Origin of the sequence: Devosia sp. (genome assembly GCF_048261455.1) — a bacterium.
GTDB lineage: Bacteria > Pseudomonadota > Alphaproteobacteria > Rhizobiales > Devosiaceae > Devosia_A.
Genome location: NZ_JBLXGA010000002.1, coordinates 342,220 through 368,330, shown reverse-complemented (window position 1 = coordinate 368,330; position 26,111 = coordinate 342,220). Strand labels below are relative to the sequence as shown.

At 64.7% G+C, this 26,111-nt stretch carries 25 protein-coding genes; 18 read left to right on the top strand and 7 right to left on the bottom strand.

What is annotated here, in order from left to right; genetic code table 11:
- Positions 1-42: 42 nt before the first annotated feature.
- Complete coding sequence (locus ACN0TK_RS03770; RefSeq protein ID WP_417308105.1) at positions 43-249, bottom strand: hypothetical protein; 207 nt, start codon at positions 247-249, stop codon at positions 43-45.
- Between the two features lie 596 nt (positions 250-845).
- On the opposite strand from ACN0TK_RS03770, the gene ACN0TK_RS03765 reads away from it, so the two are divergent.
- On the top strand, positions 846-1,889 hold the full coding sequence (locus ACN0TK_RS03765) for a LacI family transcriptional regulator (RefSeq protein ID WP_417308141.1): 1,044 nt from the start codon (positions 846-848) through the stop codon (positions 1,887-1,889).
- A gap of 15 nt (positions 1,890-1,904) precedes the next feature.
- Here the strand turns inward: ACN0TK_RS03765 and ACN0TK_RS03760 are convergent, their stop codons facing one another.
- The 4 genes from ACN0TK_RS03760 to ACN0TK_RS03745 form a co-directional block, all read right to left on the bottom strand.
- On the bottom strand, positions 1,905-3,710 hold the full coding sequence (locus ACN0TK_RS03760) for an ABC-F family ATP-binding cassette domain-containing protein (RefSeq protein WP_417308104.1): 1,806 nt from the start codon (positions 3,708-3,710) through the stop codon (positions 1,905-1,907).
- Positions 3,711-3,866: 156 nt separating this feature from the next.
- Positions 3,867-4,343, bottom strand: coding sequence for an iron-responsive transcriptional regulator RirA (gene rirA, locus ACN0TK_RS03755; RefSeq protein ID WP_417308103.1), 477 nt, complete (start codon positions 4,341-4,343; stop codon positions 3,867-3,869).
- 274 nt (positions 4,344-4,617) lie between these two features.
- The gene (locus tag ACN0TK_RS03750) at positions 4,618-5,721 is read right to left on the bottom strand and encodes an ATP-dependent DNA helicase (protein ID WP_417308102.1); all 1,104 of its coding nucleotides are present in this window, start codon (positions 5,719-5,721) and stop codon (positions 4,618-4,620) included.
- On the bottom strand, positions 5,721-6,407 hold the full coding sequence (locus tag ACN0TK_RS03745) for a fumarylacetoacetate hydrolase family protein (protein ID WP_417308101.1): 687 nt from the start codon (positions 6,405-6,407) through the stop codon (positions 5,721-5,723). The genes ACN0TK_RS03750 and ACN0TK_RS03745 overlap by 1 nt, the downstream gene beginning before the upstream one ends.
- A 176-nt stretch (positions 6,408-6,583) precedes the next feature.
- On the opposite strand from ACN0TK_RS03745, the gene ACN0TK_RS03740 reads away from it, so the two are divergent.
- Positions 6,584-7,618: a proline racemase family protein gene (locus ACN0TK_RS03740; protein WP_417308100.1), complete on the top strand. Its 1,035-nt coding sequence runs from the start codon at positions 6,584-6,586 to the stop codon at positions 7,616-7,618.
- A 2-nt stretch (positions 7,619-7,620) separates the two neighbouring features.
- Here ACN0TK_RS03740 and ACN0TK_RS03735 read toward each other — a convergent pair whose 3' ends face one another.
- Positions 7,621-7,932, bottom strand: a complete 312-nt coding sequence (locus tag ACN0TK_RS03735; RefSeq protein ID WP_417308099.1) for a Dabb family protein — start codon at positions 7,930-7,932, stop codon at positions 7,621-7,623.
- 334 nt (positions 7,933-8,266) lie between these two features.
- Between ACN0TK_RS03735 and ACN0TK_RS03730 the strand changes: the two genes are divergently transcribed.
- The 12 genes from ACN0TK_RS03730 to ACN0TK_RS03675 all read left to right on the top strand — a co-directional run bounded on the left by ACN0TK_RS03730 (position 8,267) and on the right by ACN0TK_RS03675 (position 18,998).
- Positions 8,267-9,370: a BMP family ABC transporter substrate-binding protein gene (locus tag ACN0TK_RS03730; protein ID WP_417308098.1), complete on the top strand. Its 1,104-nt coding sequence runs from the start codon at positions 8,267-8,269 to the stop codon at positions 9,368-9,370.
- A gap of 187 nt (positions 9,371-9,557) precedes the next feature.
- Positions 9,558-10,670 (top strand): ABC transporter permease, encoded by a 1,113-nt coding sequence (locus ACN0TK_RS03725; protein WP_417308097.1) that lies wholly within the window; start codon positions 9,558-9,560, stop codon positions 10,668-10,670.
- Positions 10,670-11,590 (top strand): ABC transporter permease, encoded by a 921-nt coding sequence (locus ACN0TK_RS03720; RefSeq protein WP_417308096.1) that lies wholly within the window; start codon positions 10,670-10,672, stop codon positions 11,588-11,590. Before ACN0TK_RS03725 ends, ACN0TK_RS03720 begins: the two co-directional genes overlap by 1 nt.
- Before the next feature lie 10 nt (positions 11,591-11,600).
- Complete coding sequence (locus tag ACN0TK_RS03715; protein WP_417308095.1) at positions 11,601-12,617, top strand: formamidase; 1,017 nt, start codon at positions 11,601-11,603, stop codon at positions 12,615-12,617.
- Positions 12,614-13,333, top strand: a complete 720-nt coding sequence (locus ACN0TK_RS03710) for a cysteine hydrolase family protein (protein WP_417308094.1) — start codon at positions 12,614-12,616, stop codon at positions 13,331-13,333. Before ACN0TK_RS03715 ends, ACN0TK_RS03710 begins: the two co-directional genes overlap by 4 nt.
- Positions 13,333-14,880, top strand: a complete 1,548-nt coding sequence (locus tag ACN0TK_RS03705; protein WP_417308093.1) for an ABC transporter ATP-binding protein — start codon at positions 13,333-13,335, stop codon at positions 14,878-14,880. Before ACN0TK_RS03710 ends, ACN0TK_RS03705 begins: the two co-directional genes overlap by 1 nt.
- Positions 14,880-15,554: a cysteine hydrolase family protein gene (locus ACN0TK_RS03700; protein ID WP_417308092.1), complete on the top strand. Its 675-nt coding sequence runs from the start codon at positions 14,880-14,882 to the stop codon at positions 15,552-15,554. The genes ACN0TK_RS03705 and ACN0TK_RS03700 overlap by 1 nt, the downstream gene beginning before the upstream one ends.
- Positions 15,555-15,586: 32 nt before the next feature.
- Complete coding sequence (locus tag ACN0TK_RS03695) at positions 15,587-15,775, top strand: DUF4089 domain-containing protein (protein ID WP_417308091.1); 189 nt, start codon at positions 15,587-15,589, stop codon at positions 15,773-15,775.
- A complete protein-coding gene (locus ACN0TK_RS03690) occupies positions 15,772-17,190 on the top strand; it encodes an AtzE family amidohydrolase (protein ID WP_417308090.1) in 1,419 nt (472 codons plus the stop codon). The genes ACN0TK_RS03695 and ACN0TK_RS03690 overlap by 4 nt, the downstream gene beginning before the upstream one ends.
- Complete coding sequence (locus tag ACN0TK_RS03685; RefSeq protein ID WP_417308089.1) at positions 17,183-17,950, top strand: 5-formyltetrahydrofolate cyclo-ligase; 768 nt, start codon at positions 17,183-17,185, stop codon at positions 17,948-17,950. Before ACN0TK_RS03690 ends, ACN0TK_RS03685 begins: the two co-directional genes overlap by 8 nt.
- A gap of 5 nt (positions 17,951-17,955) precedes the next feature.
- Positions 17,956-18,342 (top strand): oxalurate catabolism protein HpxZ, encoded by a 387-nt coding sequence (gene hpxZ / locus ACN0TK_RS03680; protein ID WP_417308140.1) that lies wholly within the window; start codon positions 17,956-17,958, stop codon positions 18,340-18,342.
- Between the two features lie 11 nt (positions 18,343-18,353).
- Positions 18,354-18,998 carry a GntR family transcriptional regulator gene (locus ACN0TK_RS03675; protein WP_417308088.1) on the top strand — a complete coding sequence of 215 codons (645 nt, stop codon included), beginning with the start codon at positions 18,354-18,356 and terminating at the stop codon, positions 18,996-18,998.
- A gap of 324 nt (positions 18,999-19,322) precedes the next feature.
- Here the strand turns inward: ACN0TK_RS03675 and ACN0TK_RS03670 are convergent, their stop codons facing one another.
- The gene (locus ACN0TK_RS03670) at positions 19,323-20,054 is read right to left on the bottom strand and encodes an SDR family oxidoreductase (protein WP_417308087.1); all 732 of its coding nucleotides are present in this window, start codon (positions 20,052-20,054) and stop codon (positions 19,323-19,325) included.
- A gap of 205 nt (positions 20,055-20,259) precedes the next feature.
- On the opposite strand from ACN0TK_RS03670, the gene ACN0TK_RS03665 reads away from it, so the two are divergent.
- The 4 genes from ACN0TK_RS03665 (at position 20,260) to ACN0TK_RS03650 (ending at position 26,010) form a co-directional block, all read left to right on the top strand.
- Positions 20,260-21,030, top strand: a complete 771-nt coding sequence (locus ACN0TK_RS03665; protein ID WP_417308086.1) for an IclR family transcriptional regulator — start codon at positions 20,260-20,262, stop codon at positions 21,028-21,030.
- Positions 21,031-21,145: 115 nt separating this feature from the next.
- Entirely contained in the window at positions 21,146-22,075 is a 930-nt protein-coding gene (locus tag ACN0TK_RS03660) for an ArsR/SmtB family transcription factor (RefSeq protein WP_417308085.1), read from the top strand.
- A 146-nt stretch (positions 22,076-22,221) separates the two neighbouring features.
- Positions 22,222-23,733: an alpha-N-arabinofuranosidase gene (locus ACN0TK_RS03655; protein WP_417308084.1), complete on the top strand. Its 1,512-nt coding sequence runs from the start codon at positions 22,222-22,224 to the stop codon at positions 23,731-23,733.
- Positions 23,734-24,102: 369 nt separating this feature from the next.
- Positions 24,103-26,010, top strand: a complete 1,908-nt coding sequence (locus ACN0TK_RS03650; RefSeq protein WP_417308083.1) for an ABC transporter substrate-binding protein — start codon at positions 24,103-24,105, stop codon at positions 26,008-26,010.
- Positions 26,011-26,111: the final 101 nt, after the last annotated feature.

Sequence of the window (26,111 nt, the reverse complement as noted above, 5' to 3'; positions counted from 1 at the left end):
AATCGTCGTTGGTCGCAGTCGCCGCGTAAAGTCCGGGGCGGCTTAGCTGTGCATTACGGATTCGCGAACGGCTTCCTCAGCCTCTTCGACACTGTCGAACAGCTGGCCATCCACGGAAAAGGCATCGAGCTTCACGGCGAGAAAGCGGAAAGCGTCGCCTTGTGCAACCAAAACGCCCTTGGGTTCGCCGTCGATATCGATGGCTATGGGCTTGCCCGCCTGGGGGCTATCGAGTTCTGCATGCTGCATGGAATGTGCTCCATCGGCACGTCGTCCCTGATTGGACGACGCAGGTGTTACCGGGAAAGTGAGACGATGACGTGACGGCGGGTCACATTCGTTTCAGTAGGCAACACCCGATGCGATGAACTCCGGCGCATACGACAATACCGTCCTGGAGGAATGTGCGGTCTGCGATGTGCATTTGCGTCTCCTTTCGGTCAGTATTGGGCCTCAGAGCGAATCGAGCCGTTTATCTACTTCGGCTTCTTGACGTTCTTGTACGGCGAGCTTCCAACCCTGCGCTTCTGATAACGGCGGGACCGGCGATGATCAAGTGCGCAAAAAGACTCAACCGCGCTTGAACCCTTCCATCAGCATACCGCCAGACGCCGGGCCGAGCGAGCTGGCGGCTTTGCCTTTGTCGGTCGCGAGGCGGAATTTTGTGCTCAAGCGCCGCCATACAAACGAACGGAAAGTGCTGGCCGCCGATATCGGCATGCCTTGATATTACCCCCGCGTTCTGATGATCTTCATGGTGCGGATCCTGTGTGCCCCTCAAGCGGCGCCGGGTCGGGCCTCGAAGAAGGCCGGTCCGCGAGAGGGAGGAGACATCGTTGGCCCGCATGGACTCGCGCGATTCGGCGCGCGGTGTGCCGCACGCGTCTATCGCGCGCCCGGCCACGAAACCGACCTTGCGCACCATTGCCCAGATGACGGGCTTCAACGTCACGACGATTTCGCGTGCGCTCAACAATGCGCCCGAGCTCAGTGCCGACACGCGCGACCGCGTGCAAAAGATCGCAGCCGAGATCGGCTATGTGCCCGATCGCACGGCGCTGCGGCTGAAGACCGGCCGCACCCACGTCATCAGCCTGCTTCTCGATGCCCAGGACGATCTGTTCGGCATGGGCCAGTCCATGGTCAGCGGCTTGACCGAGGCGCTGCGCGGCACGCCGTACCACGTTGTGATCACGCCGGGATTTCGCAACGCCCCGCCGCTCGACCCGATTCAGTACATCGTGCGCAATCGGGTCGCCGATGGCATCATCCTGTCGCGGACCGAGCCCGACGATGCCCGCGTCGCCTTCCTACTCGACGAGGATTTCCCCTTCGTTTCGCATGGGCGGACGGGTTTCGCCCGGCCCCACGCCTTCGTCGATTATGACAATGAGGCCTTCGCGCACCATGCCGTGCTGCGCCTCGCCGAAAAGGGATGCCGCCGCGTCACCATTCTGGTGCCGTCACAGCGCTACAGCTTCGGCCTGCAATTGCGCGCCGGGTTCAACGCGGCGGTGGCGGAGGCGAAGCTCGATGGCGAGATCATGGAGGGGGTGACGATCGACACGGCCGCGGAGGAGATTCGTCTCGCCACCATGGAGCGCCTGTCGCGTCCGGACTCGCCGGATGGCTTCATCTGTTCCGGAGATTCGGCGGCGCTCGGTGTCATGGCCGCGATCACCGATCTGGGGCTGACCATCGGCCGCGATGTTGAGATCGTCGCCAAGCAGACCTCTGGCATTTTCAGTCAGGTCCGGCCGCGGGTCGACACGATCCACGAGGATACCGCCCTGGCCGGAACGCAGATGGGCGAATTGCTGCTGCGTCGCATTCAGGGCGAAGACCCGGCGACGCTGCAGATCATCCAGCAGCCGCAGATCTGGTTCTGAGCGGGCTGCCCGGCCTCAGCCGTCCATTTCCTCGCGCAGCGCTTCGAGCTCAAGCCACCGGTCTTCGGCAGCACCCAGAGCGGTCTGGGCCGCCTCCAGTGCCTTGCTTGCCGCCGCGAACCGGTCCGGCTTGCGCGAGAACAGCTCCGGATCGGCCATTTCCTCCGTCAGAGCAGCGATCTCTTTTTCCAGCCGCGCGATCTCGCCAGGCAGGGTTTCGAGGGCGTGCTTGTCCTTGAAACTCATCTTCTGCTTAGGCGCCGGTGCGGGTGCCGCGACCACCGGAGCCGACTTCACCGCCTTCAGGGTTTCGTTTTCCGGGGCGCGCACGCCATAGCCGCGCTGGCGCACCATGTCGGAATAGCCGCCGGGGTACTCCGTCCATCGCCCGTCGCCTTCGGCGACGATCACCGAAGTTGCCACCCGGTCGAGGAAATCACGGTCATGGCTGACGACGATCACTGTGCCCGGATAGTCGGTCAGCATTTCCTGCAGCAGATCGAGTGTCTCGAGATCGAGATCATTGGTCGGCTCGTCGAGCACCAGCAGGTTTGACGGCAGCGCCAGGGCGCGGGCGAGGGCCAGCCGGCCGCGTTCGCCGCCCGACAGCTTGCCGACGGCGGTGCCCGCCTGCTCGGGCGTGAACAGGAAGTCTTTCATATAGCCCACGACATGCTTGGGCGTGCCGTTGATGTCGAGCGTATCCGAGCCGCCCCCGGTCAGCGCTTCCTTCAGCGTCGACTGCGGGTCGAGCGCGGCGCGGCGCTGGTCGAGCGTCGCGAGTTCGAGATTGGAGCCGAGGCGGACCGTGCCGCTGTCGGGTTTGAGCGCGCCCGTCAGCATGCGGATCAGCGTCGTCTTGCCCGCTCCATTGGCGCCGATGATGCCGACCCGGTCGCCACGCACGACGCGGGTCGAGAACGACGACACCACCGGCTTGTCATAGGTCTTCGATATCTCGTCGGCTTCAATCACCAGCTTGCCCGACTGGTCGGCTTCCGACACGGCCATCTTCACTTCGCCCACCGCGCGCTTCTGGTCGCGGCGCTGCTGGCGCAGGTCGTTCAGCCCTTCGAGCCGGCGCACATTGCGTTTGCGGCGGGCTGTGACGCCATATGTGAGCCAATGCTCCTCGCGCACGATCTTGCGATCGAGCTTGTGCCGTGCGGTCTCTTCTTCCTCGAGCACCTTGTCGCGCCATTCCTCGAAGCCGGAAAACCCCTGGCTCAGCCGGCGCGTCGTGCCGCGGTCGAGCCAGACGGTGGCGCGGGTCAGATCGGAAAGAAAGCGACGGTCATGGCTGATGATGATCAGCGCCGAGCGGATCGATTTGAGTTCCTCTTCCAGCCATTCGATGGCCGGCAGGTCGAGATGGTTGGTCGGCTCGTCGAGCAGCAGGATATCGGGCTCGGGCGCCAGCACGCGGGCCAGCGCCGCGCGACGGGCCTCGCCACCGGATAGCCGTGAGGGTTCCTCGGCGCCAGTCAGGCCCAGCGCATTGAGCAGATAGGGCGCGCGATAGCTGTCGTCGCCCTCCTGAAGTCCATCCTCGACATAGTCGAGCACCGTGGCAAAGCCGGTAAGATCGGGCTCCTGCGGCAGATAGCGGATGGTCGTGCCGGGCTGCACGAAGCGGCGCCCGCCATCGGAGAGGATCTCGCCCGCCGCAATCTTGAGCAGGGTCGATTTGCCGGAGCCGTTCCGGCCGACGAGCGCCAGCTTTTCGCCGGGCAGCAGCGACAGGTCGGCGGCCTCCAGCAACTGGGTGGACCCCAGCGTCAGGGCGATGGATTGCAATGTAAGGATGGGCGCGGGGGCCATGGGCGTTCCGATCTTGGGATCGCGCCGCATAGAGCATGTCGGGCCGGGCAGATCAACGGCGGTTCGATTGGCTCTGCCGGCCCCGGTGCACCACCACCGGGCGGTTGCACGAAGCGATGCTGACGCGGGACGTCGCGCCTTGGTGCAGGGCGGCGTCTAGTTGGCGGACTGCGCGATCAGCACCGGCTCCATATCCTCGAACTTGAGGCCGAGGCGCTGACGCAGCGAGCGGCGTTTGCTGGCGAGGTCGGCAATCGTGTGGCTCTCGAGCACTTCGAAGAATGCACCGAGTGCTTCGCGCAGCGCCGCGTTGACGTCGCAGCTGTCGACCAGCGGGCAGGTGATCTCACCGTCCTCGAAGCATTCTGCCATGGTGAAATTGTCTTCGGTCAGCCGCACGGTATCGAGCAGCGTGATCTCCTCGGCAGGCCGACCCAGTCGGATGCCGCCGTGGCGCCCGCGCACGGTTTCGATTAGCCCGGCCTCGACCAGCGGCTTGATCAGCTTGAACAGGAACAGTTCGGAAATCGCATGCGCCTTGGCAATGTCGGCGACCCGGCTGAGGTCCGGGTCGTTGACCGCACAATAGATCAGGGTGCGGATGGCATAGCTCGACTGGCGGGTCAGTCTCATGGATCACTCCGATTATGCACAACTGCCGCCGTGCGTGCGTTCGAGTCCAGTACGGGATTGGGCTGCTGATTAACGCAGCGACCCGTATGAAGTCCACATAGCTTATAACGGTTCTAAACTTCGTCAAGTAAACATGAATGTGATGTTCATGAAATATCTTGTTACGTTGGCGGCAAGTCCCTGAAACCCGGTGCTTTCCGGTGACGGGTCGTACAATGGTGAGCGAGCGCATATGGCCCGGTCCGACTGGCGAATTGCCTGCCCGGCGCCAGTGTCAGCTGACCACGGTTATCTGCTCGCTGGCCCGGGTGACCGCGGTATAGAGCCAGCGGCTGCGGTCCTCGCGGAAAACGTGGCTTTCGTCGAACAGATAAACATTGTCCCACTGCGAACCCTGCGCCTTGTGCACGGTCAGGCAGTAGCCGAAGGTGAACTCGTCGAACTGGCGGCGCTCGGGCCAGCTCAGTTTGTCCTCCTCGCCGGCAAAGAATGCGGCGTGGGTGACGACCTTGGCCGAGACGACATTGGAGCGCCCGGCGCCCGGCTCGTCGGGCTCGAGCTCCATCTTGTAGCGGTCGCCGGTGCGTTTCTTCACTTCGCTCGCGACCCAGATCTGACCGTTGAGCAGTTTCTTGACCGGATTGTTCCTCAGACAGACCAGCCGGTCGCCCGCCACCGGCTGGTGCCGCGGCAGGCCCTTCAGCTCGCGCAGCCGGTCATTGTAGGAAACGCGGGTCTTGTTGCGGCCGGCGAGCACCTGATCGGCATCGAGCACCGCCTGCCGGTCGACATCTTCGCGACCGATGACCAGGCTTTCGCCATAGCGGCCATGCTCGAGATAGCCGCCTTCGCGGATCTCCATCGACATGCGGATGATCGGATTGTCTGCTGCCTGCCGGTGGATCTCGGTCAGCATGAAATCCGGTTCCTGCGCGGTGAAAAAGCCCGCGCCCTGCACCGGCGGCAGCTGGAAGGGGTCGCCCAGCACCAGCACCTTGGTGCCAAAGCTCAACAGGTCGCGGCCGAGGTTCTCGTCGACCATCGACACCTCATCGATGACGATCAGATCGGCACTCGCCGCATCGCTCTCGGGGTCGATGGCGAACTTGGGTTCGCCCTCCTTCTCGCTGACCAGGGAATAGATGAGGCTATGAATGGTCGAGGCGCCGCGCGCGCCGTACTTGCGCATCACCATCGCCGCCTTGCCGGTGAAGGCAGCGTATTTGACGGTCTTGACGCCCTGGGCGAGGTGGCGGGCCAGAGTCGACTTGCCAGTGCCGGCCCAGCCGAACAGGCGGAAGACCTGCGGGCCGTCCTTTTCCTTGAGCCACGCCGAAACCGCCTTCAGCGCCTCATCCTGTTGCGGCGACCACTCCATCAGGCGATGGTCGCCGTGACGGTGCCGATGCCGGCAATGCTGCCCTCGAGCCGGTCGCCCCTGACCACGGCACCGACGCCCGAAGGCGTGCCGGTGAAGATCAGGTCGCCGGGGCAGAGTTCGAAATAGCGGCTGAGCTCGGCGATCACGTGCGGCAGGTCCCAGGTCATCTGCTCGAGATCGCCCGACTGGCGCGTCTCGCCGTTGACGGTGAGGGTGATCGCGCCGCTCAGCGGCCAGGCTACGTCGGCGGCACGCGCCAGCTCGCCCATCGGTGCCGAATGGTCGAAGCCCTTCGCGACTTCCCAGGGCTTCGTGGCCTTCTTGGCCCAGGCCTGCAGGTCGCGCCGCGTCAGGTCGATGCCCGTCGCATAGCCCCACACATGCTGGCGCGCGGCATCGACGGAGATATCGCGCCCACCGGTGCCGATAGCGGCGACCAGCTCGATCTCGTGATGCAGGTCCTCGGTCATCGTGGGGTAGGGGACGTCAGCACCATGGGTCATCAACGCATCGGCGGGCTTGGCGAAAAAGAACGGCGGCTCGGCATTGGGGTCGTGCCCCATCTCGCGCGCATGGGCGGCATAGTTGCGCCCGACGCAGTAGATCCGCCGCACCGGGAACTGCCCGCCCCCCTTGACCGGCGCCACAACCTGCGGCGGCGCCGCGAAAACCAGATCGTCCATTGCAAAAACCTCAATACCGATGCGCGGTGACCATAGCGATCTTCTGAATGGCACAAAACAAGAACTTTAGCGCCCGTCCGATCGCTTGGGGAGAGCCGGCTGCGCTGCAGGGTGCGGAAGCGCTTGCCGGGGTGCCGGCACTTGCCTTACGCCAGTTCGATCCGTGGAGACAGGACATGCGCTGGTCAAAAACCGTCACGATGGTGGAAGCCCATGCCGAGGGCGAGGTGGGGCGGGTCGTGACCGGCGGCGTCATCGACGTGCCCGGCGCAACGATTGCCGACAAGCTGCGCCACATCAACGAGGTCGACGACAGCCTGCGCCGCTTCCTGGTGTTCGAGCCGCGCGGCGCCGCGCAGATGAGTACGCTGCTGACTTTTCCGCCGACCCGGGCCGACGCAGATATCGGCTTCATCGTGCTGCAGGGCGACAAGGCGCACGCGATGAGCGGATCGAACAGCATCTGCCTCGTCACGGTGCTACTGGAGACGGGCATGCTGCCAATGCATGATCCCGAGACCATTGTGCGCATCGATACGGCAGCCGGACTGGTCGTCGCCCGGGCGAGCTGCCACGACGGCAAGTGCGAGCGGGTCACGCTGACCATGACCCCGTCCTTTGTCCATACGCTCGATCGCCCGGTGGAGGTGCCGGAGCGCGGACAGGTGCGCGTCGATATCGCCTATGGCGGGGTGTTCTATGCGCTGGTCGATGCGGGCGCGCTCGGGCTCGAGATCGTGCCGGAACAGGCACGGCAACTGGTGGCGGCGGGATCGGCCATCCACCGTGCGCTCTACTCCGGGCCCGCGATCACCCATCCCGAGATCCCGGAGGTGGCCGGCATTGCCTATGTGATGTTCACCGGCCGCAATGCCGAGGGCGAGCCGGTCAGCGCGACGATCATGGCGCCGGGGCGGATCGATCGCTCGCCATGTGGGACCGGCAATTCCGCGCGGCTGGCCGTGGCGGCGGCGCGCGGCGAGGTGCAGCCGGGCGACAGCTATTCGGCGCGCTCTATCATCGGCTCGCGATTCGAGGTGACCCATGCCGGTGAGACCAGCGTTGCGGGCATGCCTGCGGTGATTCCGACGATTTCCGGGCGCGGCTGGATCCATGGCATCCATCAGATCGGCGTCGATCCGACCGATCCCTTTCCGCACGGCTTTGCGGTGGCGGACACCTGGGGCGATGCCTTCGATTTGATGCGCTGAGCTCAGATCGCGATATCGAAGACGATGAGCCCGCTGTCGCGGCCGCCTTCGAGTGCCGCGACCATCTGCGCCCCTGCGGCCTTGTGCGCCGGATCGACCAGATAGGCGTCGCGCGCCGCTGCGTCGCCGAAATCGATGACGAAACCGTGCTCGAAGCCGAGGCTTTTGCCCTCCGGACTGACATTGGCGCCGAACTGCATGGCGACGATGCCCGGCAGGTGATCGCGCAGGGCCGCCAGGTCGCCGAAGATCGCCGCGCGCGCGTCCGCCGTGACGTCAGCTCTGAATTTCACCAATACGATATGTCGGATCATCTCACTCTCCCTTTGCCGCACCGTGACGGCCAATTACCGGGCTGACAAGCCGCGCCGGCAGGTCTTAACGCCCGTTAACCAGCTGTATGCAACAAGATCCATTATGAACAAATAATAGGCATTGGTAGCTGAGCGGCACGATTCATGTGCATCTCGCAGTTAATGCGCTTCGTATGCACCGCGCGTACGCAGCCTGAAGAGTGGAATAAACCCAAACACTTACAAGCAAGTGAGCGAGAATTGGCAAGTTGGCACGCCGTTTGCAACGTCTGTCTTCGGAGGCGCTGGCAGCCAGACTGTCATTGCCATGGTGCAAATCAGGGGAACTTCCGTCATGTCATTTTCTCATCTCTCGCGGCGCTCGCTGCTCAAGGTCGGCGCAGCCGGCCTCGCAACGGCCGCGCTGCCTTTCGGTCTCGCTCGGGCGCAGACCGACGTCGTGCTCGGCATCGTCTATGTCGGTCCCAAGGATGACTTCGGCTGGAACCAGGCGCATGCCGTTTCGGTCCAGGCGCTCAAGGACCTGTCCGGCATCACCGTGGTCGAGGAAGAAAACGTCCCCGAGACCGACGCTGTCTCCAAATCGATGGAGTCGATGATCAATCTCGATGGCGCGAACCTGATCCTGGCGACGTCCTTCGGCTACTACAACCCGTTCGTCGTCGAGCTGGCGCGCAAATATCCGAACGTCACCTTCCGCCACGCCGCGCCGCTGTGGAACGAAGAAACCGATCCGATGAACGCCGGATCCTACTTCCCCTATCTCAACCAGGCGCATTACGTGAACGGCGTCGCTGCCGGCCTGAGCTCGGGTGGCAAGATCGGCTTCGTGGCCGCCAAGCCCATCCCGACCGTGCTCTCCAACATCAACTCGGTGCTGCTCGGCGCCCGCTCGGTGAACCCCGATGCGACCGTGCAGGTGATCTTCACCGGCGAGTGGAGCCTGCCGGTGCGCGAGGCCGAGGCCACCAATGCCCTGATCGACGCCGGTGCCGAAGTCATCACCTGCCATGTCGACAGCCCCAAGGTGGTGATCGAGACCGCCGAAGCGCGTGGCATCAAGACCTGCGGCCACAACGCCAGCCAGGCGCCGCTGGCGCCGACCGGCTTCATCACCGGCGCCGAATACAAATGGGAGACCATCTACTCCCAGTATGCCGATGACATTGCGGCCGGAAACACCCCGCCGAACTTCCTGGTCGGTGGCTACGACAACGACATGCTGCGCAACACGCCCTATGGCGCCGGCGCCACGCCCGAAGCGATCACCGCCGCCGATGCCGCCATCGCGGCGCTCATGGCCGGCGAGCCGATCTACAAGGGCACGCTCAAGGACAACCAGGGCAATGTCGTCGTCGACAAGACCTACGACAACTACGACCCCTACCTCGACGGCATGAACTGGCTGCTCGAGGGTGTGCAGGGCTCGATCACCTGAGGTCAGGTTTGCGGCAGCGGGGGCGGGTGCACGCCGCCGCTGCCGCAGAACGCGAGGGCGGCCGCGCGTCGGCCGCCCGACCATCCGAGCCCCCATGGTGCGTCTGTCGCGCCACGCGGGCGATGCGTCCGGACCCACGCCTTCGACCCGAGCGCGATGAGGTCCTCCAAAACGGAGTGTCGCCGAAATGACTGCCGAAACCGCCGATGCTGCCGCTCCGGAACGCGCCGGTGCCAATCTGCAAGCCCTGCGCTTTGCCGAATCGATCGCCATTCCGGTCGGCGCCATCATCGTCTCGGCCATTCTGTTTGCCCTCTTCCTTCTGGCCATCGGTCATGACCCGGTGCAATTTTACAACCTCGTGTGGGTGGGGGGATTTGGTTCGTCCTTTTCCTTCCAGAACTCGCTGCAGCGCGCCGCGCCGCTGATCCTCACCGGGCTCGCCTTTGCCATTCCGGCCCGCATCGGCTTGACGATGATCGGCGCCGAAGGCGCGCTGGTCCTCGGCGGCTTCAGCGCCGCAGCCATTGCCATTCCGCTGGTTTCGTCCGGCGTGCCGCCGCTCGTCACGCTGCCGACCATGGCCATCGCCGGCATGGTGACCGCCGGGCTTTGGGTCGGCTTCACCGGCTGGCTGAAATATGCGCGCGGCGTCAACGAGACCATCGCCTCACTGCTGATGAGCTATATCGCCATCGCCATCATGAACTTCTTTGTCGAAGGCGCGCTGCGCGATCCGGCTTCGGCCAACAAGCCCTCGACCATGCCGATCGGCGATGCCTATCGCATCGGCGCGATCCCCGGCACCGACGTCCACTGGGGCTTTGCCGCCGGCATCGTGCTGGCAGTGCTGCTGTGGATGCTGATGAGCCGCACCACCTTCGGCTTTGCCGCCCGCATGACTGGCGGCAACCCGCGCGCCGCGCAGGCCCAGGGCCTGCCGGTCGGCTGGCTGATGGTGATCTGCTGCATGATCGCTGGGGCCTGCGCCGGCCTTGCCGGCTTCTTCGAGGTGGCCGCCATTCACGGCCAGGCCAATGCCTCGCTGGTCGCCGGCTACGGTTTCACCGGCATCCTCGTGAGCTTTCTCGCCCGCCACAATCCGATCGCCATCGTGCCGGTCGCCATCCTCTTCGGTGCCATCGCTGCGGCCGGCGGCGTGGTGCAGCGCCGCATGGGCCTGCCCGATGCGACGGTGCTGGTGCTGCAGGGGATCCTCTTCGTCGTGCTGCTGGTCTCCGAGACCTTCTACGGCCGCTTCAAGATCTTCCAGCCGCGCGCAACCGGGGACCGCACCTGATGGATTCGAACGCTCTCGTCACCGTCCTCATCGCCATGCTCGGCGGCGCCATCCGGGTCTCGACACCCTTCATGTTCGTGGCGTTGGGCGAAACGCTGACCGAGAAATCCGGGCGGATCAACCTGGGGCTCGAGGCCAATCTGGTCCTCGGTGCCATGGTTGCCTATGCGGTCTCCTACATGACCTCAAATCCGTGGCTTGGCGTCCTCGCGGCGGGTGGCTCGGGCCTCTTTCTGGGGGCGCTGCACGGTTATATCTGCAAGCTGCCCAAGGTGAACGATATCGCCGTCGGCATCGCCATGATGAGCTTCGGCACCGGCCTCGCGTTCTTTTTCGGCAAGCCCTTCATCCAGCCGACCGCGCCGCGGCTCGACGCCATTCCGCTGGGCGACTGGACCGGCAACCCGATGCTGGCTCAGGCGCTGCAGGTCAACCCGCTGTTCTTTGTCGGCATCATCCTCGCCATCGCCATGTGGTGGGCTTTCCGCAACACGCGCTGGGGCCTGATCGTTCGCATGACCGGCGACAGCGCTGCCTCGGCCAAGGCCATGGGCGTTTCGGTCGATCTCGTGCGCTTTCTCGCAACGGCGGCCGGCGGCTTTCTCGCCGGCATCGGCGGGGCTTTCCTGTCGCTCTACTATCCGGGCAGCTGGAACGAGGGCCTCAGCTCCGGCCAGGGCCTGATGGCCGTGGCGCTGGTTATCTTTGCGCGCTGGGACCCGATCAAGTGCATCCTCGCGGCGCTGCTCTTCGGTGCGGCGGGCGCCATCGGCCCCGCCCTGCAATCGATCGGCATTTCCCAGGGCTACTACTTCTTCAACGCCGCCCCCTACATCCTGACGCTGATCATCATGATCATCTCCGCGGGCTCGAAAGCCTCGGCCAGGGATGTGCCGGGCGAACTGTCGATCACCAAATAGGAGCGGGCTGATGAGCGGTCTCGGCGGACTGAACAAATCCGAAAACGGCGTGGTCATCGGCCTCGTGCAGCTGCAACTGCCGGTGACGGAGACGCGCGACGATCTGGCCCGGCAGACGGCGCGGATCGTCGAACTGGTCGGCAAGGCGCGGCGCAACCTCGGCACCATGGACCTCGTGGTGTTTCCCGAATACGCGCTGCATGGGCTGTCGATGGACACAAATCCCGAGATCATGTGCGATCTCGACGGCCCGGAAGTCGCGGCGTTCAAACAGGCCTGTCGCGACAACGCGATCTGGGGCTGCTTTTCCATCATGGAACGCAACCCCGGCGGCAACCCCTATAATTCCGGCATCATCATCGACGATCAGGGCGAATTGCAGCTCTACTATCGCAAGCTCCACCCCTGGGTGCCGGTCGAGCCCTGGGAGCCGGGTGATCTCGGCATTCCGGTGATCACCGGACCCAAGGGCTGCCAGCTGAGCCTGATCATCTGTCACGACGGCATGTTCCCCGAAATGGCGCGCGAGGCCGCCTACAAGGGTGCCGAGATCATGCTGAGGACCGCCGGCTATACGGCGCCGATCCGCCAGTCCTGGCGCTTCACCAACCAGGCCAACAGCTTCCACAATCTGATGGTCACCGCCAATGTGTGCATGTGCGGCTCGGATGGCACCTTCGACTCGATGGGCGAGGGCATGATCGTCAACTTCGACGGTGCGATCATTGCCGAAGGCACGACCGGCCGGGCAGACGAGATCATCACCGCCGAAGTGCGGCCCGATCTCGTGCGCGAGGCGCGCGCCAACTGGGGCGTCGAAAACAACATCTACCAGCTCGGCCACCGTGGCTTCACCGCGGTGAAGGGCGGGGCGCAGGACTGCCCCTACACATTCATGCACGACCTCGTCGCTGGCCAGTACCGGCTGCCGTGGGAAGACGAGGTGAAGGTCACCGACGGCACGCCATCGGGGTTCGACGCCCCGACCCGGCTCTATGGCGAGACCCATCAGGAGGCGGCCGAATGAGCCTCACCGACGAACGGGTCGACGCCGCCTTCGTCCCCGGTGGCCGCACCGTCGCATCCGATCCCTACGCCTGGCCCTTCGATGGCGATCTCGGCCCGCACAATACCGCGCTGGTGGTGATCGACATGCAGATCGATTTCTGCGCGCCCGGTGGCTATGTCGATTCAATGGGCTACGATATCTCGCTGACCCGCGCGCCCATCGAACCGATCCAGGCCGTGCTCAAGGCAATGCGCGCCAGGGGCTACCCGATCATCCACACCCGCGAGGGCCACAAGCCGGACCTGAGCGATCTGCCAGCCAACAAGCGCTGGCGCTCGCAGCGGATCGGCGCCGGGATCGGCGATCAGGGCCCCTGCGGCCGCATCCTGGTGCGCGGCGAGCCGGGCTGGGAACTGATCCCCGAACTGCAGCCCGAGCCGGGCGAGGCGATCATCGACAAGCCGGGCAAGGGCAGCTTTCTCGCCACCGATTTCGAGCTGGTGCTGCGCATGAAAAACATCCGCAACATCATCCTCGCCGGCGTCACCACCGATGTGTGCGTGCATACGACGATGCGCGACGCCAATGACCGCGGCTATGAATGCCTGCTGCTCTCCGACTGCACCGCCGCCACAAAGCTCGAGAACCATCTCGCGGCGCTCGACATGGTCAAGATGCAGGGTGGCGTGTTCGGCGCGGTGGCCAGTTCCAGCCAGCTGATCGAGGTGCTGTGATGAACGCCGTGACCCCCATGCCTGTGCCCGAAACCAAGGGGCGGGCGCCCTCGCTCGAAGCAGTGGGCATGACCAAGATCTTCGGCCCGCTGGTGGCGCTCGACGACGTCTCGATCAACGTCGAAGCGGGGTCCTTCCACGCGCTTCTGGGGGAGAACGGCGCCGGCAAGTCGACGCTGGTCAAATGCATCATGGGCTTTTATTCGGCCGACAAGGGTCAGGTGCGGCTAGACGGCAAGGATGTGTCGATCCGCACGCCGCGCGACGCCCGGGCCAATGGCATCGGCATGGTCTATCAGCATTTCACCCTGGTCCCCTGCCTGACGGCGGCGGAGAACCTCGTGATCTCGCGCGCCGATGCACCCTCGGTGATCGACTGGCAGAAGGAGAAAAAGCACCTCGCGGACTTCATCGAGCAGATGCCCTTTCGCGTGCCGCTCGATGCGCCGGTCTCCTCGCTCTCGGCCGGTGAGAAACAGAAGCTCGAGATCCTCAAACTGCTCTATCTCGACCAGCGCTTCATGATCCTTGACGAGCCGACCTCGGTGCTGACCCCGGGCGAGGCCGACGAGATGCTGGGCCTGCTGCGCGGCATGGCGGCGCGCAAGGAGATCACCGTGCTGATGATCTCGCACAAGTTTCGCGAGGTGAAGGCCTTCTGCGACCATTTCACCGTGCTGCGGCGCGGCCAGTTCACCGGTTCGGGCGACGCCCGATCGGCGACCGTTTCCGACATGAGCGCCATGATGATCGGCGATACGACGATCACCGAACGCGCGGCGCGCAAGCCCACCGAAGGGGGCCGCGACATGCTGGAACTGGCGGCGCTGTTCGCCGACGACAATGACGGCATGCCGGCGATCCAGTCGGTGAACCTCAAGGTCAAGGCGGGCGAGATCGTCGGGATTGCCGGGGTCTCCGGCAATGGCCAGTCGGCGCTGGTCGAGGTGCTCTCGGGCCAGCGGCAGATGAGCGACGGCGGCATATTCATCCGCGGCGACCGATTCGAGCCCAAGCGCAAATCCTACGACAAATACAAGGTCTTCGGCCTGCCCGAGGAGCCGCTGAAGAACGCCACCGTGCCGCGCATGAGCGTTGCCGAGAACATCGCCTTCAGGTCCTTCGACAAGCCGCCGGTGGCCAGCATGGGCTGGTGGATGTCGCCGGGCCCGATGCGTGCCAAGGCGCGCGAGTTGATCGCCAAATACCGGGTGAAGACCCAGGGGCCGGACGCGCCGATCGAAACCCTGTCGGGCGGCAATGTGCAGCGCGCCGTGCTGGCGCGTGAGCTGAGCGGCGACGTCGACGTGCTGATCGTCGCCAATCCCTGCTTTGGGCTGGATTTCGCTTCGGTCGCCGATATCCGTTCGCAGATCATGGAGCAGCGCAATCGCGGCGCCGCGGTGCTGCTGGTGTCGGAAGACCTCGACGAAATCCTCGAACTGTCGGACCGCGTGGCGGTGATGTCGGGCGGCACCATCACCTATGTGGCGCCGATCGAGGAAACCGACCGCAACACCATCGGCCAGCACATGGCGGGGCATTGATGACCATCGAGATTCCCGCGCAGCCCTATCCCTATCCGCTCGACCCCGCGCATACCGCGCTGGTGGTGATCGACATGCAGCGCGACTTCATCGAAAAGGGCGGTTTCGGCGACAGCCTCGGCAATGATGTGGCGCGGCTCGAGGCGATCATCCCGACGACGGCGGCGCTGATTGCGCTGTTCCGCAGGCAGGGCTGGCCGGTGATCCATACGCGCGAGGCGCACAAGCCGGACCTGTCCAACTGCCCGCCCTCGAAGATCCGCCGCGGCAATCCGACCCTGCACATCGGGGAAACCGGCGCGATGGGACGGCTGCTGATCGCTGGGGAGCCGGGCAACCAGATCGTCGATGCGCTGGCGCCTGCCGAGGGCGAGATCGTCATCGACAAGCCGGGCAAGGGGATGTTCTGGGACACCGGCATCCACGAGAGGCTGCAGGCGATGGGCATCACCCACCTGGTTTTTGCCGGGGTGACGACGGAAGTGTGCGTACAAACCTCGATGCGCGAGGCCAATGATCGCGGCTATGAATGCCTGCTGATCGAGGATGCGACCGAGAGCTACTTCGCCGAGTTCAAGCACGCCACGGTCAAGATGATTGCCGCGCAAGGCGGAATTGTGGGATGGGTAACCCCACTCTCGGAGCTCGACAGGGCGGTAGGCGCGCCCGGATGACGGGCCCGGACAGCAAAGAGGCGTCGGGGGACATGGCCTATAAACCGTTCGATGCCGATGCGATGATGGACGCGTCGGCCAACCTGCTGCATTTGCGGATCGACGAGGACTATCGGCAGGGCATCCGCATGAACCTGAAGACCGCGGCCAAGATGGCGGCGCTGCTCGAACAGGTGAAACTGCCCGACGACGCCGAACCGGCGGCGGTCTATCGGCCATGAACCCGCTGCTCAAGGCGACGGCGACCGCGGCGCAGATTGCCGAGGGCGTGCAGGCCGGTACGGTCAAGGCGCGGGCGGTGATCGATGCCAGTCTGGACCGGATCGCCGCACATAACGACACGCTGGGCGCCTTTACCGAAGTCACCATGTCCCGGGCCCGCGAGGCCGCGGACCGCATCGACAGCATGGTGGCCAATGGCGTCGAGGTGGGACCGCTGGCCGGGGTGCCGTTTTCGGCCAAGAACCTGTTCGACATCAAGGGCGTGACGACCCTCGCCGGCTCCAAGATCAACGGCGACGATCCCCCGGCGGCCGAGGATGCGACGCTGATCGCCCGGCTCGAGGCGGCGGGCGCCATTCTCGTCGGCGCGGTCAACATGGGCGAATATGCCTATGACTTCACCGGCGAAAACGCCCACCACGGCCCGTCGCGCAATCCGCATGCGCTCGACCACATGTCGGGCGGTTCCTCCGGCGGGTCGGCGAGCTGCGTTGCCGGTGGGCTGACGCCGCTGAGCCTGGGGTCGGACACCAATGGGTCGATCCGCGTGCCGAGTTCGCTGTGCGGGCTGTTCGGACTGAAGCCGACCTATGGCCGGCTGAGCCGCGCCCACACTTTCCCGTTTGTCGCGAGCCTCGATCATCTCGGGCCCTTCGCGCGCTCGGCGACGGATCTGGCGCTCGCCTATGACGCGATGCAGGGCTATGACGAGGCCGACCCGGCCCAGACCAAGCGCCCGCATGAGCGCACGGTCGCGCGCCTGCGCCACCCGGTGCCGGGGCTGCGGATCGGCATTGCCGACGGCTATTTCATCGGCGACGCGGACGTGCAGGCCCATGTGCAGCATGTGGCCAAGGCCCTCGACGCGACGCGGACGGTCAGCCTGCCGGACGTGCCCTCGGCGCGGGCCGCAGCCTTTCTGATCACCATGGCCGAAGGCGCATCGCTGCATCTCGACCGCCTGCGTGAACGCCCCGACGATTTCGATCCCGATACCCGCGACCGGCTGCTGGCCGGCGCCATGCTGCCGGCCGCCTGGGTCGACAAGGCGCAAAAGCTGCGCCGGGCCTGGCGCGAGAAAGTGCTGCCGCTGTTCGACGAATTCGACGCCATCCTGGCGCCCTCGACGCCGATGAAGGCGCCTTTGATCGGCCAGAAGACCGCCAGTTTCGCCGGTGTCGAAATGCCGGTGCGGCCGAACCTCGGGATCTATGCCCAGCCCATCAGCTTCATCGGCCTGCCGGTCTGCGCCGTGCCGGTGTGGCTGCCGGGCGCCGATCTGCCGCTCGGCGTGCAGGTGATCGCGCCGCCCTGGCGCGAGGACCTGGCGCTGCGCATTGCCTATCAGCTCGAAACCTCGGGCGCCTGCGTGGCGCCGGTGGCGAAACAATTTGCGGAGACCGACGATGAGTGATGCGGGGCGCTGGGCCGGACGCAACCCGGAAAAGGATCTGGTGCGCAACGACGTGTGGCGATCGCTGGAAGCGGACGGCGTGGCCGTCGGGCCGGCCTGGAGCATGATCCCCAATTTCGTCGGCGCCGACCTCGCGGCCTGGCATCTGGCGCAGGCACCGGAATGGGCGGCGGCGAAGACCGTCAAGACCAATCCCGACGCGCCGCAGATCCCGGTGCGGCTGCGGGCACTCTATCAGGGCAAGACCGTTTATGCCCCGGTGCCCTATCTGACGCGCGAATTTCCCTATCTCAGGCTCGATCCGGAGGTACTGAAAGCCAAGGGCGTCTCGTTCGAGCTGGCCGCCACCTCGGAAGGCTTCATGGCGCATGGCGAGCGCATCGAGTTCGAGGACGTTGCGCCGCTCGATTTCGCGGTGGTCGGCTCGGTCGCCGTCTCGCGGCTCGGCGGGCGGACCGGCAAGGGCGCCGGCTTTGCCGATCTCGAAACCGCGATCTTCCGGGAACTTGGGATCATTTCGGACACGACGCCGATCGCGACCACCATTCATTCGAGCCAGCTCGTCGGACCCGATCGCGTGGTGCTGGAAGCCCATGACTCGCCGCTCGATTATGTCGCGACCGAACAGGGGCTGATCGCCACAGGCAATCGCGACCAGCGGCCGGGGGGCGTCGACTGGGAGCGGGTGCGGCCGGATCAGTTCGAGAACATTCCGTTCCTGACGGCGCTGCGGTCGCGCATGGAACAGCGTCGGCCATGAGCGATATGGCGTCCAACCGCCCCGAAGTGCTGGCCGAAGTGCGGGCCGTCTTTGCGCGCTATGAGGAGGCGCTGGTGGGCAATGATGTCGCCGTGCTGGACGAGCTGTTTCTCGATAGCGCCGAGACCATCCGCTACGGCATTTCCGAGAACCTTTACGGCATCGCGGCGATCCGGGCCTTCCGCAATGCCCGCCCGGCACAGGGGCTGGCGCGGACGCTGGAAGATACCGTCATCACCAGCTATGGCGACCAGATGGCGATCGCGTCGACGCTGTTCCGGCGCGATGAAGCGCCCGGAAAGATCGGCCGGCAGATGCAGACCTGGATCCGCACCGCGACCGGCTGGAAGGTGGCCGCCGCCCATGTCAGCATCATCGACGCGCCGGCCTAGGAGCAGTTCCCGTGTTGAAGCGCACATCCTCCGAAGAGATCCGCCGCCAGATCGCGGAGCGGATCATCGGTGGCCTGATCGAGCCCGGTACGCCGCTCGACGAAACCCAGCTGGCGGCTGAATTCGCGGTGAGCCGCACGCCGGTGCGCGAGGCGCTGCGGCAGCTGGCGGCGAGCGGGCTGGTAGATCAGCGTCCGCATGCGAAAGCGCTGGTCGCCAAGCCCGACGATGCCGTGCTGGCCGGGATGTTCGAGGTGATGGCCTGGCTCGAAGCGCTCTGCGCCGGCCTTGCGGCCGAAGCCATGAGTTCGGCGGAGCGCGAACAGCTCGACGTGCTGCACACGAAAATGGCGGCGCTGGTGCGGGCCGGCGACGCGGTCGGCTATGGCGAGCGCAACGACGAGTTCCACGCCCTGATTTACGACGGCGCGCACAATGCCTATCTGGGCGAGATCACCCGCTCGACGCGGCAGCGCGTGCAGCCCTTCCGCCGTGCGCAGTTCAACGCGCTCGGGCGGCTGGCGAAATCGCATGCCGAGCACGGGCTGATCGTCGAGGCGATCCTGCGCGGCGAACGGCATGAGGCCGAAACCGAGATGCGCAACCACATCACCATCGTCCGCACCGAAGTGCAGCGGCTCGGCCAGCCCGCCTGAACGGCGGACGGACTGAACGGTTTTCGCCGATATCGTTTTCTGTCGGTTTTTCGCTCTCTCGCGCTGCCTCCCAGGCCGTAGTGACTGGAGCAGTCTGGCACGGGCGGCAGGCGCGGGCACAAGTTCTGGTTCGTGCTGGTAGGGCAGGGGCTTGTGGCCGGTCTTGGCTACGCTGGCCGCTAGCGTTGGCCGGGCACCAGGGCACGCGGCGGTGGCGGCCGCACAAAATCGCCGCGCCAGCGCGCCGGAATCGCCATCTTGATGAACGGCGGCTGCAGATCTGGCCGGCGGCATACGCGATGCCACCGGCCGTTCGGGTCGTGATCAGGCGGTCCAGCCGCCGTCGATATTGTGAACCTGGCCGGTCGTGTAGGTGGCGCCCGCGAGATAGACCGCGAGATCGGCGATCTCTTCGGGCTGGCCGATGCGGCCGATCGGCTGACGGGCGATGAACGCTTTTTTGGCCGCTTCGAAATCGCCGGTGGCGTGCCAGCGCTCGTGCAGGCTCGGCGATTCCACCGTGCCCGGCGCGATGGCGTTCACCCGGATGCCCTTGTCGGTATAGTCGGCGGCCATGGATTTGGTGAGCCCGATGACCGCGGCCTTGGAGATCGAATAGGCGGCGCGGTTCGGCACGCCCGTCACCGAGCTGGCGACAGTCGCCATGTTGATGATGCAGCCGTCCTTGCGCTCCAGCATCTGCGGCAGCACCGCCTTGATGGCCCGCACCTGCGCCCAGACATTGAGGTCGAAAGCGAATTCGAGGTCGGAGTCCGGCATCTCAAGCACCGTGCCGGAATGAACGACGCCAGCGCAGTTGAACAGGATATCGATGTGGCCGATCTCGGCCACGGCCTTTTCGACCTCTTCGGGTTTGAGGACGTTCAGCACCCGTGTGGTGATGCCCGGCGTGCCGTCAAGCTCCTTGAGCCGGTCGGCATTGATGTCGGTGGCGATCACCGTGGCGCCCGCCTTGGCGAAGGCTTCGGCCGAGGCCCGGCCGATGCCCTGCGCGGCGGCCGTGATGAGGACGATCTTGCCGCTGATGTCGGCCATTTGGGTCTCCCTGAAACCGGATGGTGGACGTGGCGCCTTGCCGGCACCGGATGGCCGGAAGCGCGGCCATTGTCTCGATCATCCATATGTGAATAGACTATTTGCAAGTAAGCATGCGCCGCGCAGCGGCGTCAATGCGACCTCGGGCTGCGCCGCATGACTGCGCAAGTGAATGCGCCGCTTTGGGGCGCCGGGAGACCAGCAGATGTCCGACCCGCATGATGCGGACCGCTATCGCGCCCCGGCGCTCGACAAGGGGCTCGATATTCTCGAGCTGCTCGCCGACAGCGACGCGGGTCTGAGCCAGGCCGAGATCGCCAAGGCGCTGGGCCGCAGCGCCAACGAGATCTACCGCATGCTCGACCGGCTGGTGCGGCGCCGCTATGTGCGGCGCACACCCGCCGACCGCTACGAGGTGACGCTGAAACTGTTCGAACTGGCGCACGCCCGGCCGCCGCTCGGCCGGATGGTGAATGCCGCCATGCCGGCGATGCGGAGCTTCGCCCGCGACACGCGGCAGGCCTGCCATCTGAGTGTCTATGATCGCGGCGCGCTGATTGTCGTGGCGCAGGTCGATGCACCGGACTACTGGAATGTCTCGATCCGCACCGGCGCCCGTTTCAGCCTCACGGGCACAGGGTCGGGCCTCGTTCTGCTGGCGCATACGCCCGCCGAGGAGCGCCGGCTGATACTGGCCGAGCAGCAGCCGGCCCAGACGCTCGACGATGCCGTCGCGGCGGAGCTGCAGACCATTCTCGCGCAAGGCTATGGTGATGTCCCGAGCCGCCAGATTGCCGGGGTGCGCAATCTCGCCGTGCCGGTGCTGGGGCCCATGGGCCGGGTGCTGGCGGTCTTTGCCTGCCCCTATACCGAGCGGCTCGACAGTCTCGACGCGCCGTCACGCCAGGCGACGCGCCAGGCCCTGATCGCGGCCAGCGCCACGATCTCCGAGCGTCAGGCGCGCGAAGAGGGCTGAAGCGCAACACTTTGAAGCAATTTCGCCGCGAGGGGACGCGCGCCCCGGACCTGCGCCTTGTCGTAATCGGAAAGTTTGATACACATCGCGTCCCTATCAAACAGGCCTGATCAGCATGAGCCGGAACTTCCTTGTCGTCGACCCCTCGGAGCAGCCCGAAGTGCTGCGCGCGCTGGCTTCCGAACTGCGCGTCGGCATGCTGAAACTGCTGCAGGTCGAAGGCGCGATGAACGTCAACGACATCGCCACCTGCCTCGCCCAGCCGCAGTCGACCATCAGCTCCAACCTGCAGGTGCTGGTCGATGCCGGGCTGGTGCGCACGGAGTCGCGCAAGGCGCGCAAGGGCAACCAGAAGATCTGCCACTCGCTGTTCGACGAAGTGCTGGTGATGTTCAAGGAAGACACCGGCGCAGTGCGGGCCAATACCATCGAGGTGGCGATGCCGCTGGGGCTCTATACCAGTTGCGATGTCTCCTCGCCCTGCGGGCTGTGCTCGACGACCGGCATCATCGGCATGCTCGATGTGCCGGACACGTTCCTCGATCCGGACCGGATGAACGCCGGGCTGATCTGGTTCACCCGCGGCTATGTCGAGTACCAGTTTCCCAACAATGCCAAGCTGGCGCAAAAGACCATCGAGAGCATGGAATTCGCCATGGAGCTGAGCTCGGAAGTGCCCGGCACCCATGCCGACTGGCCGAGCGACATCACCCTGAGCGTCAATGGCACTGAAATCGGCACATGGCTGTCGACCGGCGATTTCGGCGATCGCCGCGGCGTCTTCACCCCGGACTGGTGGAAGCTCAAGGGCTCGCAATATGGCAAGCTCAAGAGCTGGCGCGTCACCCATGAGGGCACCTTTGTCGACGGCATGAAGATCTCGCCGATCTCGCTGTCCGATCTCGACCTCGGAACGCACCATTCGATTCGGCTGCGCATTGCCGTGAAGCCCGATGCGAAACATCCCGGCGGCATCAATATCTTCGGCCGCGGCTTCGGCAATTACGATCAGGACATCCTGTTGCGGCTGGAAACCGCGGGCTGACGGCATTGCGCTGCCCGGTTCGATCGGGCGCTCCCGTCATTTTGCGACCAATGGATCATCAAGCCGCCTTGCGCTGACCAAGCGCCACCGATAGAACCGCATAAACTGATATAGATCAGGAATATGGACTATCGGAGGAGGATGCGGTGAAAGCCACCGTCGTTGCGAACAAGGAATTCACGATCTCGAAAATCGACGATCGTGTCTATGGGGCGTTTCTCGAGCATCTCGGGCGTGCCGTTTACGAGGGCATTTACGAGCCGGACCACCCAACCGCCGATGCGGATGGCATGCGCGGCGACGTCGCCAAGCTGGTCAAGGATCTCGACGTGCCGATGGTGCGCTATCCCGGCGGCAATTTCGTTTCCGCCTATAACTGGGAAGACGGCATCGGCCCGCGCGAAGAGCGCCCGACCCGGCTCGATCTCGCCTGGCACACCTCCGAATCCAATGCCGTCGGCATTCACGAGTTCGCCGACTGGTGCGCCACCGTCGGCACCGAGATGATGCTGGCCGTGAACCTTGGTTCGCGCGGCGTCGACGAGGCCCGCAATTTCCTCGAGTACGTCAATCATCCCGGCGGCTCCTACTGGAGCGACCTGCGCATCAAGAACGGTCGCAAGGAGCCCTGGAACGTCAAGATGTGGTGCCTCGGCAACGAGATGGACGGCCCCTGGCAGGTCGGCCACAAGGATGCCGACGAATATGGCAAGCTCGCCGCCAACACGGCCCGCGCCATGCGCATGTTCGATTCCTCGCTCGAGCTGATCGTCTGCGGCTCGTCGCACATGGACATGCCCAGTTTCCCTGACTGGGAGCGCATCGTGCTCGAGCACACCTATGATCACGTCGATCATATCTCGCTGCACATGTACTTCGCCAACCGCGACGACGACACGCCGAACTATCTCGGCCTCAGCCACAAGCTCGACCGCTACATCGATACGGTGGCCGCGACGATCAAGCAGGTGAAGGCGAAGAAGAAATCCAACAAGGACATCTACATCTCCTTCGACGAATGGAACGTTTGGTACCATTCGAACAAGAAGGACCGCGAGATCCTGGACGGCAACAGCGGCTGGCCGCATGCGCCGGGCCTGCTCGAGGACATCTACAATTTCGAAGACGTGCTGATGGTGGGGCTGATCCTCAACACCTTCATCCGCCGCTCCGATGTGGTGAAGATCGCCTGTATCGCCCAGCTGGTGAACGTGATCGCCCCGATCATGACCGAAAAGGGCGGTCCCGCCTGGGCCCAGACCATCTACTACCCGTACTACTTCGCCTCGCGCTATGGCCGCGGTACGGCGCTGCAGCTCCTCACCAGCTCACCGGGCTACGAGACGAAGCACCGCGAGGACACGCCGTTCGTCGACATTTCGGGCGTGCATGACGAAGAGGCGGGCACGCTGACCTTCTTCCTCGTCAACCGCAATCCGAGTGAATCGATCGATGCCGAAGTGAGCCTGCAGGGCTTTGCCGGTGGCGAAGTGGTCGATCATCAGGTGATGACGCATCCTGATCTGAAAGCCGTCAACACGGCCAAGAACCAGGACGAAGTGGCGCCCAAGGCCGGCGAAGGGGCCAAGCTTGCCGATGGCATGCTGACCGTGCCACTGCCGCCCTACTCGTACCAGATGGTGCGTGTGAAGCTCTGAGGGCACACTGTATTGTGAAGCTCAAGGCCTGTCGCACCCGGTAATATGGGACCGGATGCGGCAGGCCGACAGCGACAGCTTAGCCGGCCGGAATTCAAGCCCTGCGGCGTGCGGCGCGTAGCCGGACTGTTCGACTGCAGGGCGCACGTGCCACAGGGTCGCGGCTGCCAAGACGCGCCCGATAAGCCCTTGCGCCGCTTCAATATTCGCAAGTCTGATTTATATCGGATATGCCGTTGACAAGATGCGCGCATGGGCTAGCATCTAAAAAGGGATGATCAGGAATCTGACACCCTGGGGATGAGGCGGGCTGCTTTGAGCAGTCCGGGATGAACGGAGCGCGACAGGGCGCTTCAAGGGAGGAAATCGATGGATAGAAGAAATTTTCTGCTGATGTCGTCTGCCAGCGCGCTGGCGCTTGCGGCGAGCAGCACGGCCTGGGCGCAGGAAGCCGGCCTGCCGATCACGGATTTTCCGCGTGAGCAGACCGTCATCGTGCACAATCCGGAAGGCACGATCCGCAATCCGGGCTGGTTCAACCTGTGGGTGAACGGTGGCGGCGGTCTGTCGACCGGCCTGCAGCAGCTGACCGCGGATACGCTGTGGTACATCGACCCCGATGCCGGCATTCCCGAAGCCAGCGAAAACGCCATCTACTACTCGCTGGCCGAAGGCCCGTGGGAGTACAATGACGACTTCACGGAAATGACCGTGAAGCTGCGCGAAGGCATGATGTGGTCCGACGGCGTCGAGTTCACTGCCGACGACGTGGTCTACACCGTCGAGACCCAGGCCAACCTGCCGGGCACCGGCTGGTATGGCGCCTTCTCGACCCAGGTCGAAGAAGTCACCGCGCCGGACAAATACACCGTCCACTTCAAGCTCAAGGCGCCGAACTCGCGCTTCCACACCACCTTCGCGGTGCGCTGGAATGCGGCATGGATCATGCCCAAGCACGTGTTCGAGAAGGTCGACGACATCCTGTCCTTCGACAACAATCCGCCGGTTAGCCTCGGGCCCTACACCCTGCACTCGTTCGACCCGAACGGCACCTGGTACATCTGGGAAAAGCGGCCCGACTGGGACAAGACCACGATCGCGCTGGTCGGCGAGCCCAAGCCGCAGTTCATCATCTACCGCAATAATATTTCGACCGACAATCGCCTGATCGAGATGCGCAACGGCAATCTCGACATGATCCACGATCTGTCGCCGGAAGGCACGTTCTCGATCGTGCAGCAGGATGCGGATACCCAGGGCTGGTTCTCGGGCTTCCCCTACGCGCATCCCGATCCGACCCTGCCGATGGCCGTGTTCAACCTGCAAAAGGAAATGTTCCAGGACAAGCGCGTCCGCTGGGCTCTCACGCTCATGCTCGACGCCCGCGCCATGTCCATGGCGTCCTATCGCGGTGCGGCGACGCTGTCGGCCATCTCGATCCCGCCGACCGGAACGCATCCGCGCGACTATCATGCGCCGCTGCAGGACTATCTCATCAACTACGAGATCGACACCGGCACCCGCAAGATCAAGCCGTATGACCCCAATATCGGCATGCAGATCGCCGATATGGTGCGCCCGCAGTTCGGTGACGGCGTGCCGACCGACGAGGAGGCCGTGCGCAACGCCTTCGGTTACGGCTGGTGGAAGCAGGACCTCGAGGCGGCCTCCGAGCTGCTGATGTCGGCCGGCTTCACCAAGCAGGGCAACAAGTGGATGATGCCCAATGGCGAGCCCTTCGCCTTCTCCGTGCTGATCCCGCAGGAAGGCGTGATCAACCGACTTGGCGTGATGATTGCCCAGAGCTGGTCGCAGGCCGGCGTGGATGCGACCCCGGAAGTCGCAACCGATATCTGGGACCGGACCGGTGCCGGCGACTTCGACGTCGAAATCGGCTGGGCCGTGGAAACCTACGGCGGTCATCCGGACCTTGCCTTCTTCCTCGACAGCTACCATTCGGAGTTCGTCGTGGAGCCGGGCGAAATTCAGCCGGGCCGCAACTGGATGCGCTGGACCGATCCGCGTCTCGACGCGATCATCGAGAAGGTGCGCGGTGTCGACTTCAACGATCCCAAGGCACTGGAATACGGCCATGAGTTCGTGAAGCTGCATCTCGACGAGATGCCGAACATCCCGATCATGTCCTACAATGTGTTCTCGGTGCAGTCGAACCGGAACTGGACGGGGTGGCCGACCGCCGACAATCCCTATGCCAACCCGGTCACCAACTGGTCGAACGGCAAGTACATCTTTACCCAGATCGAGCCGGTCAGCTGACCGCCTAGCTCAACTGACGGTCCGGCCAAATTGGCCGGGCCGCCACCGTCGGCGGCGGGGTGACAACGTCACCGCGCCGTTTCGGCTCCCGCTGTCGCAGC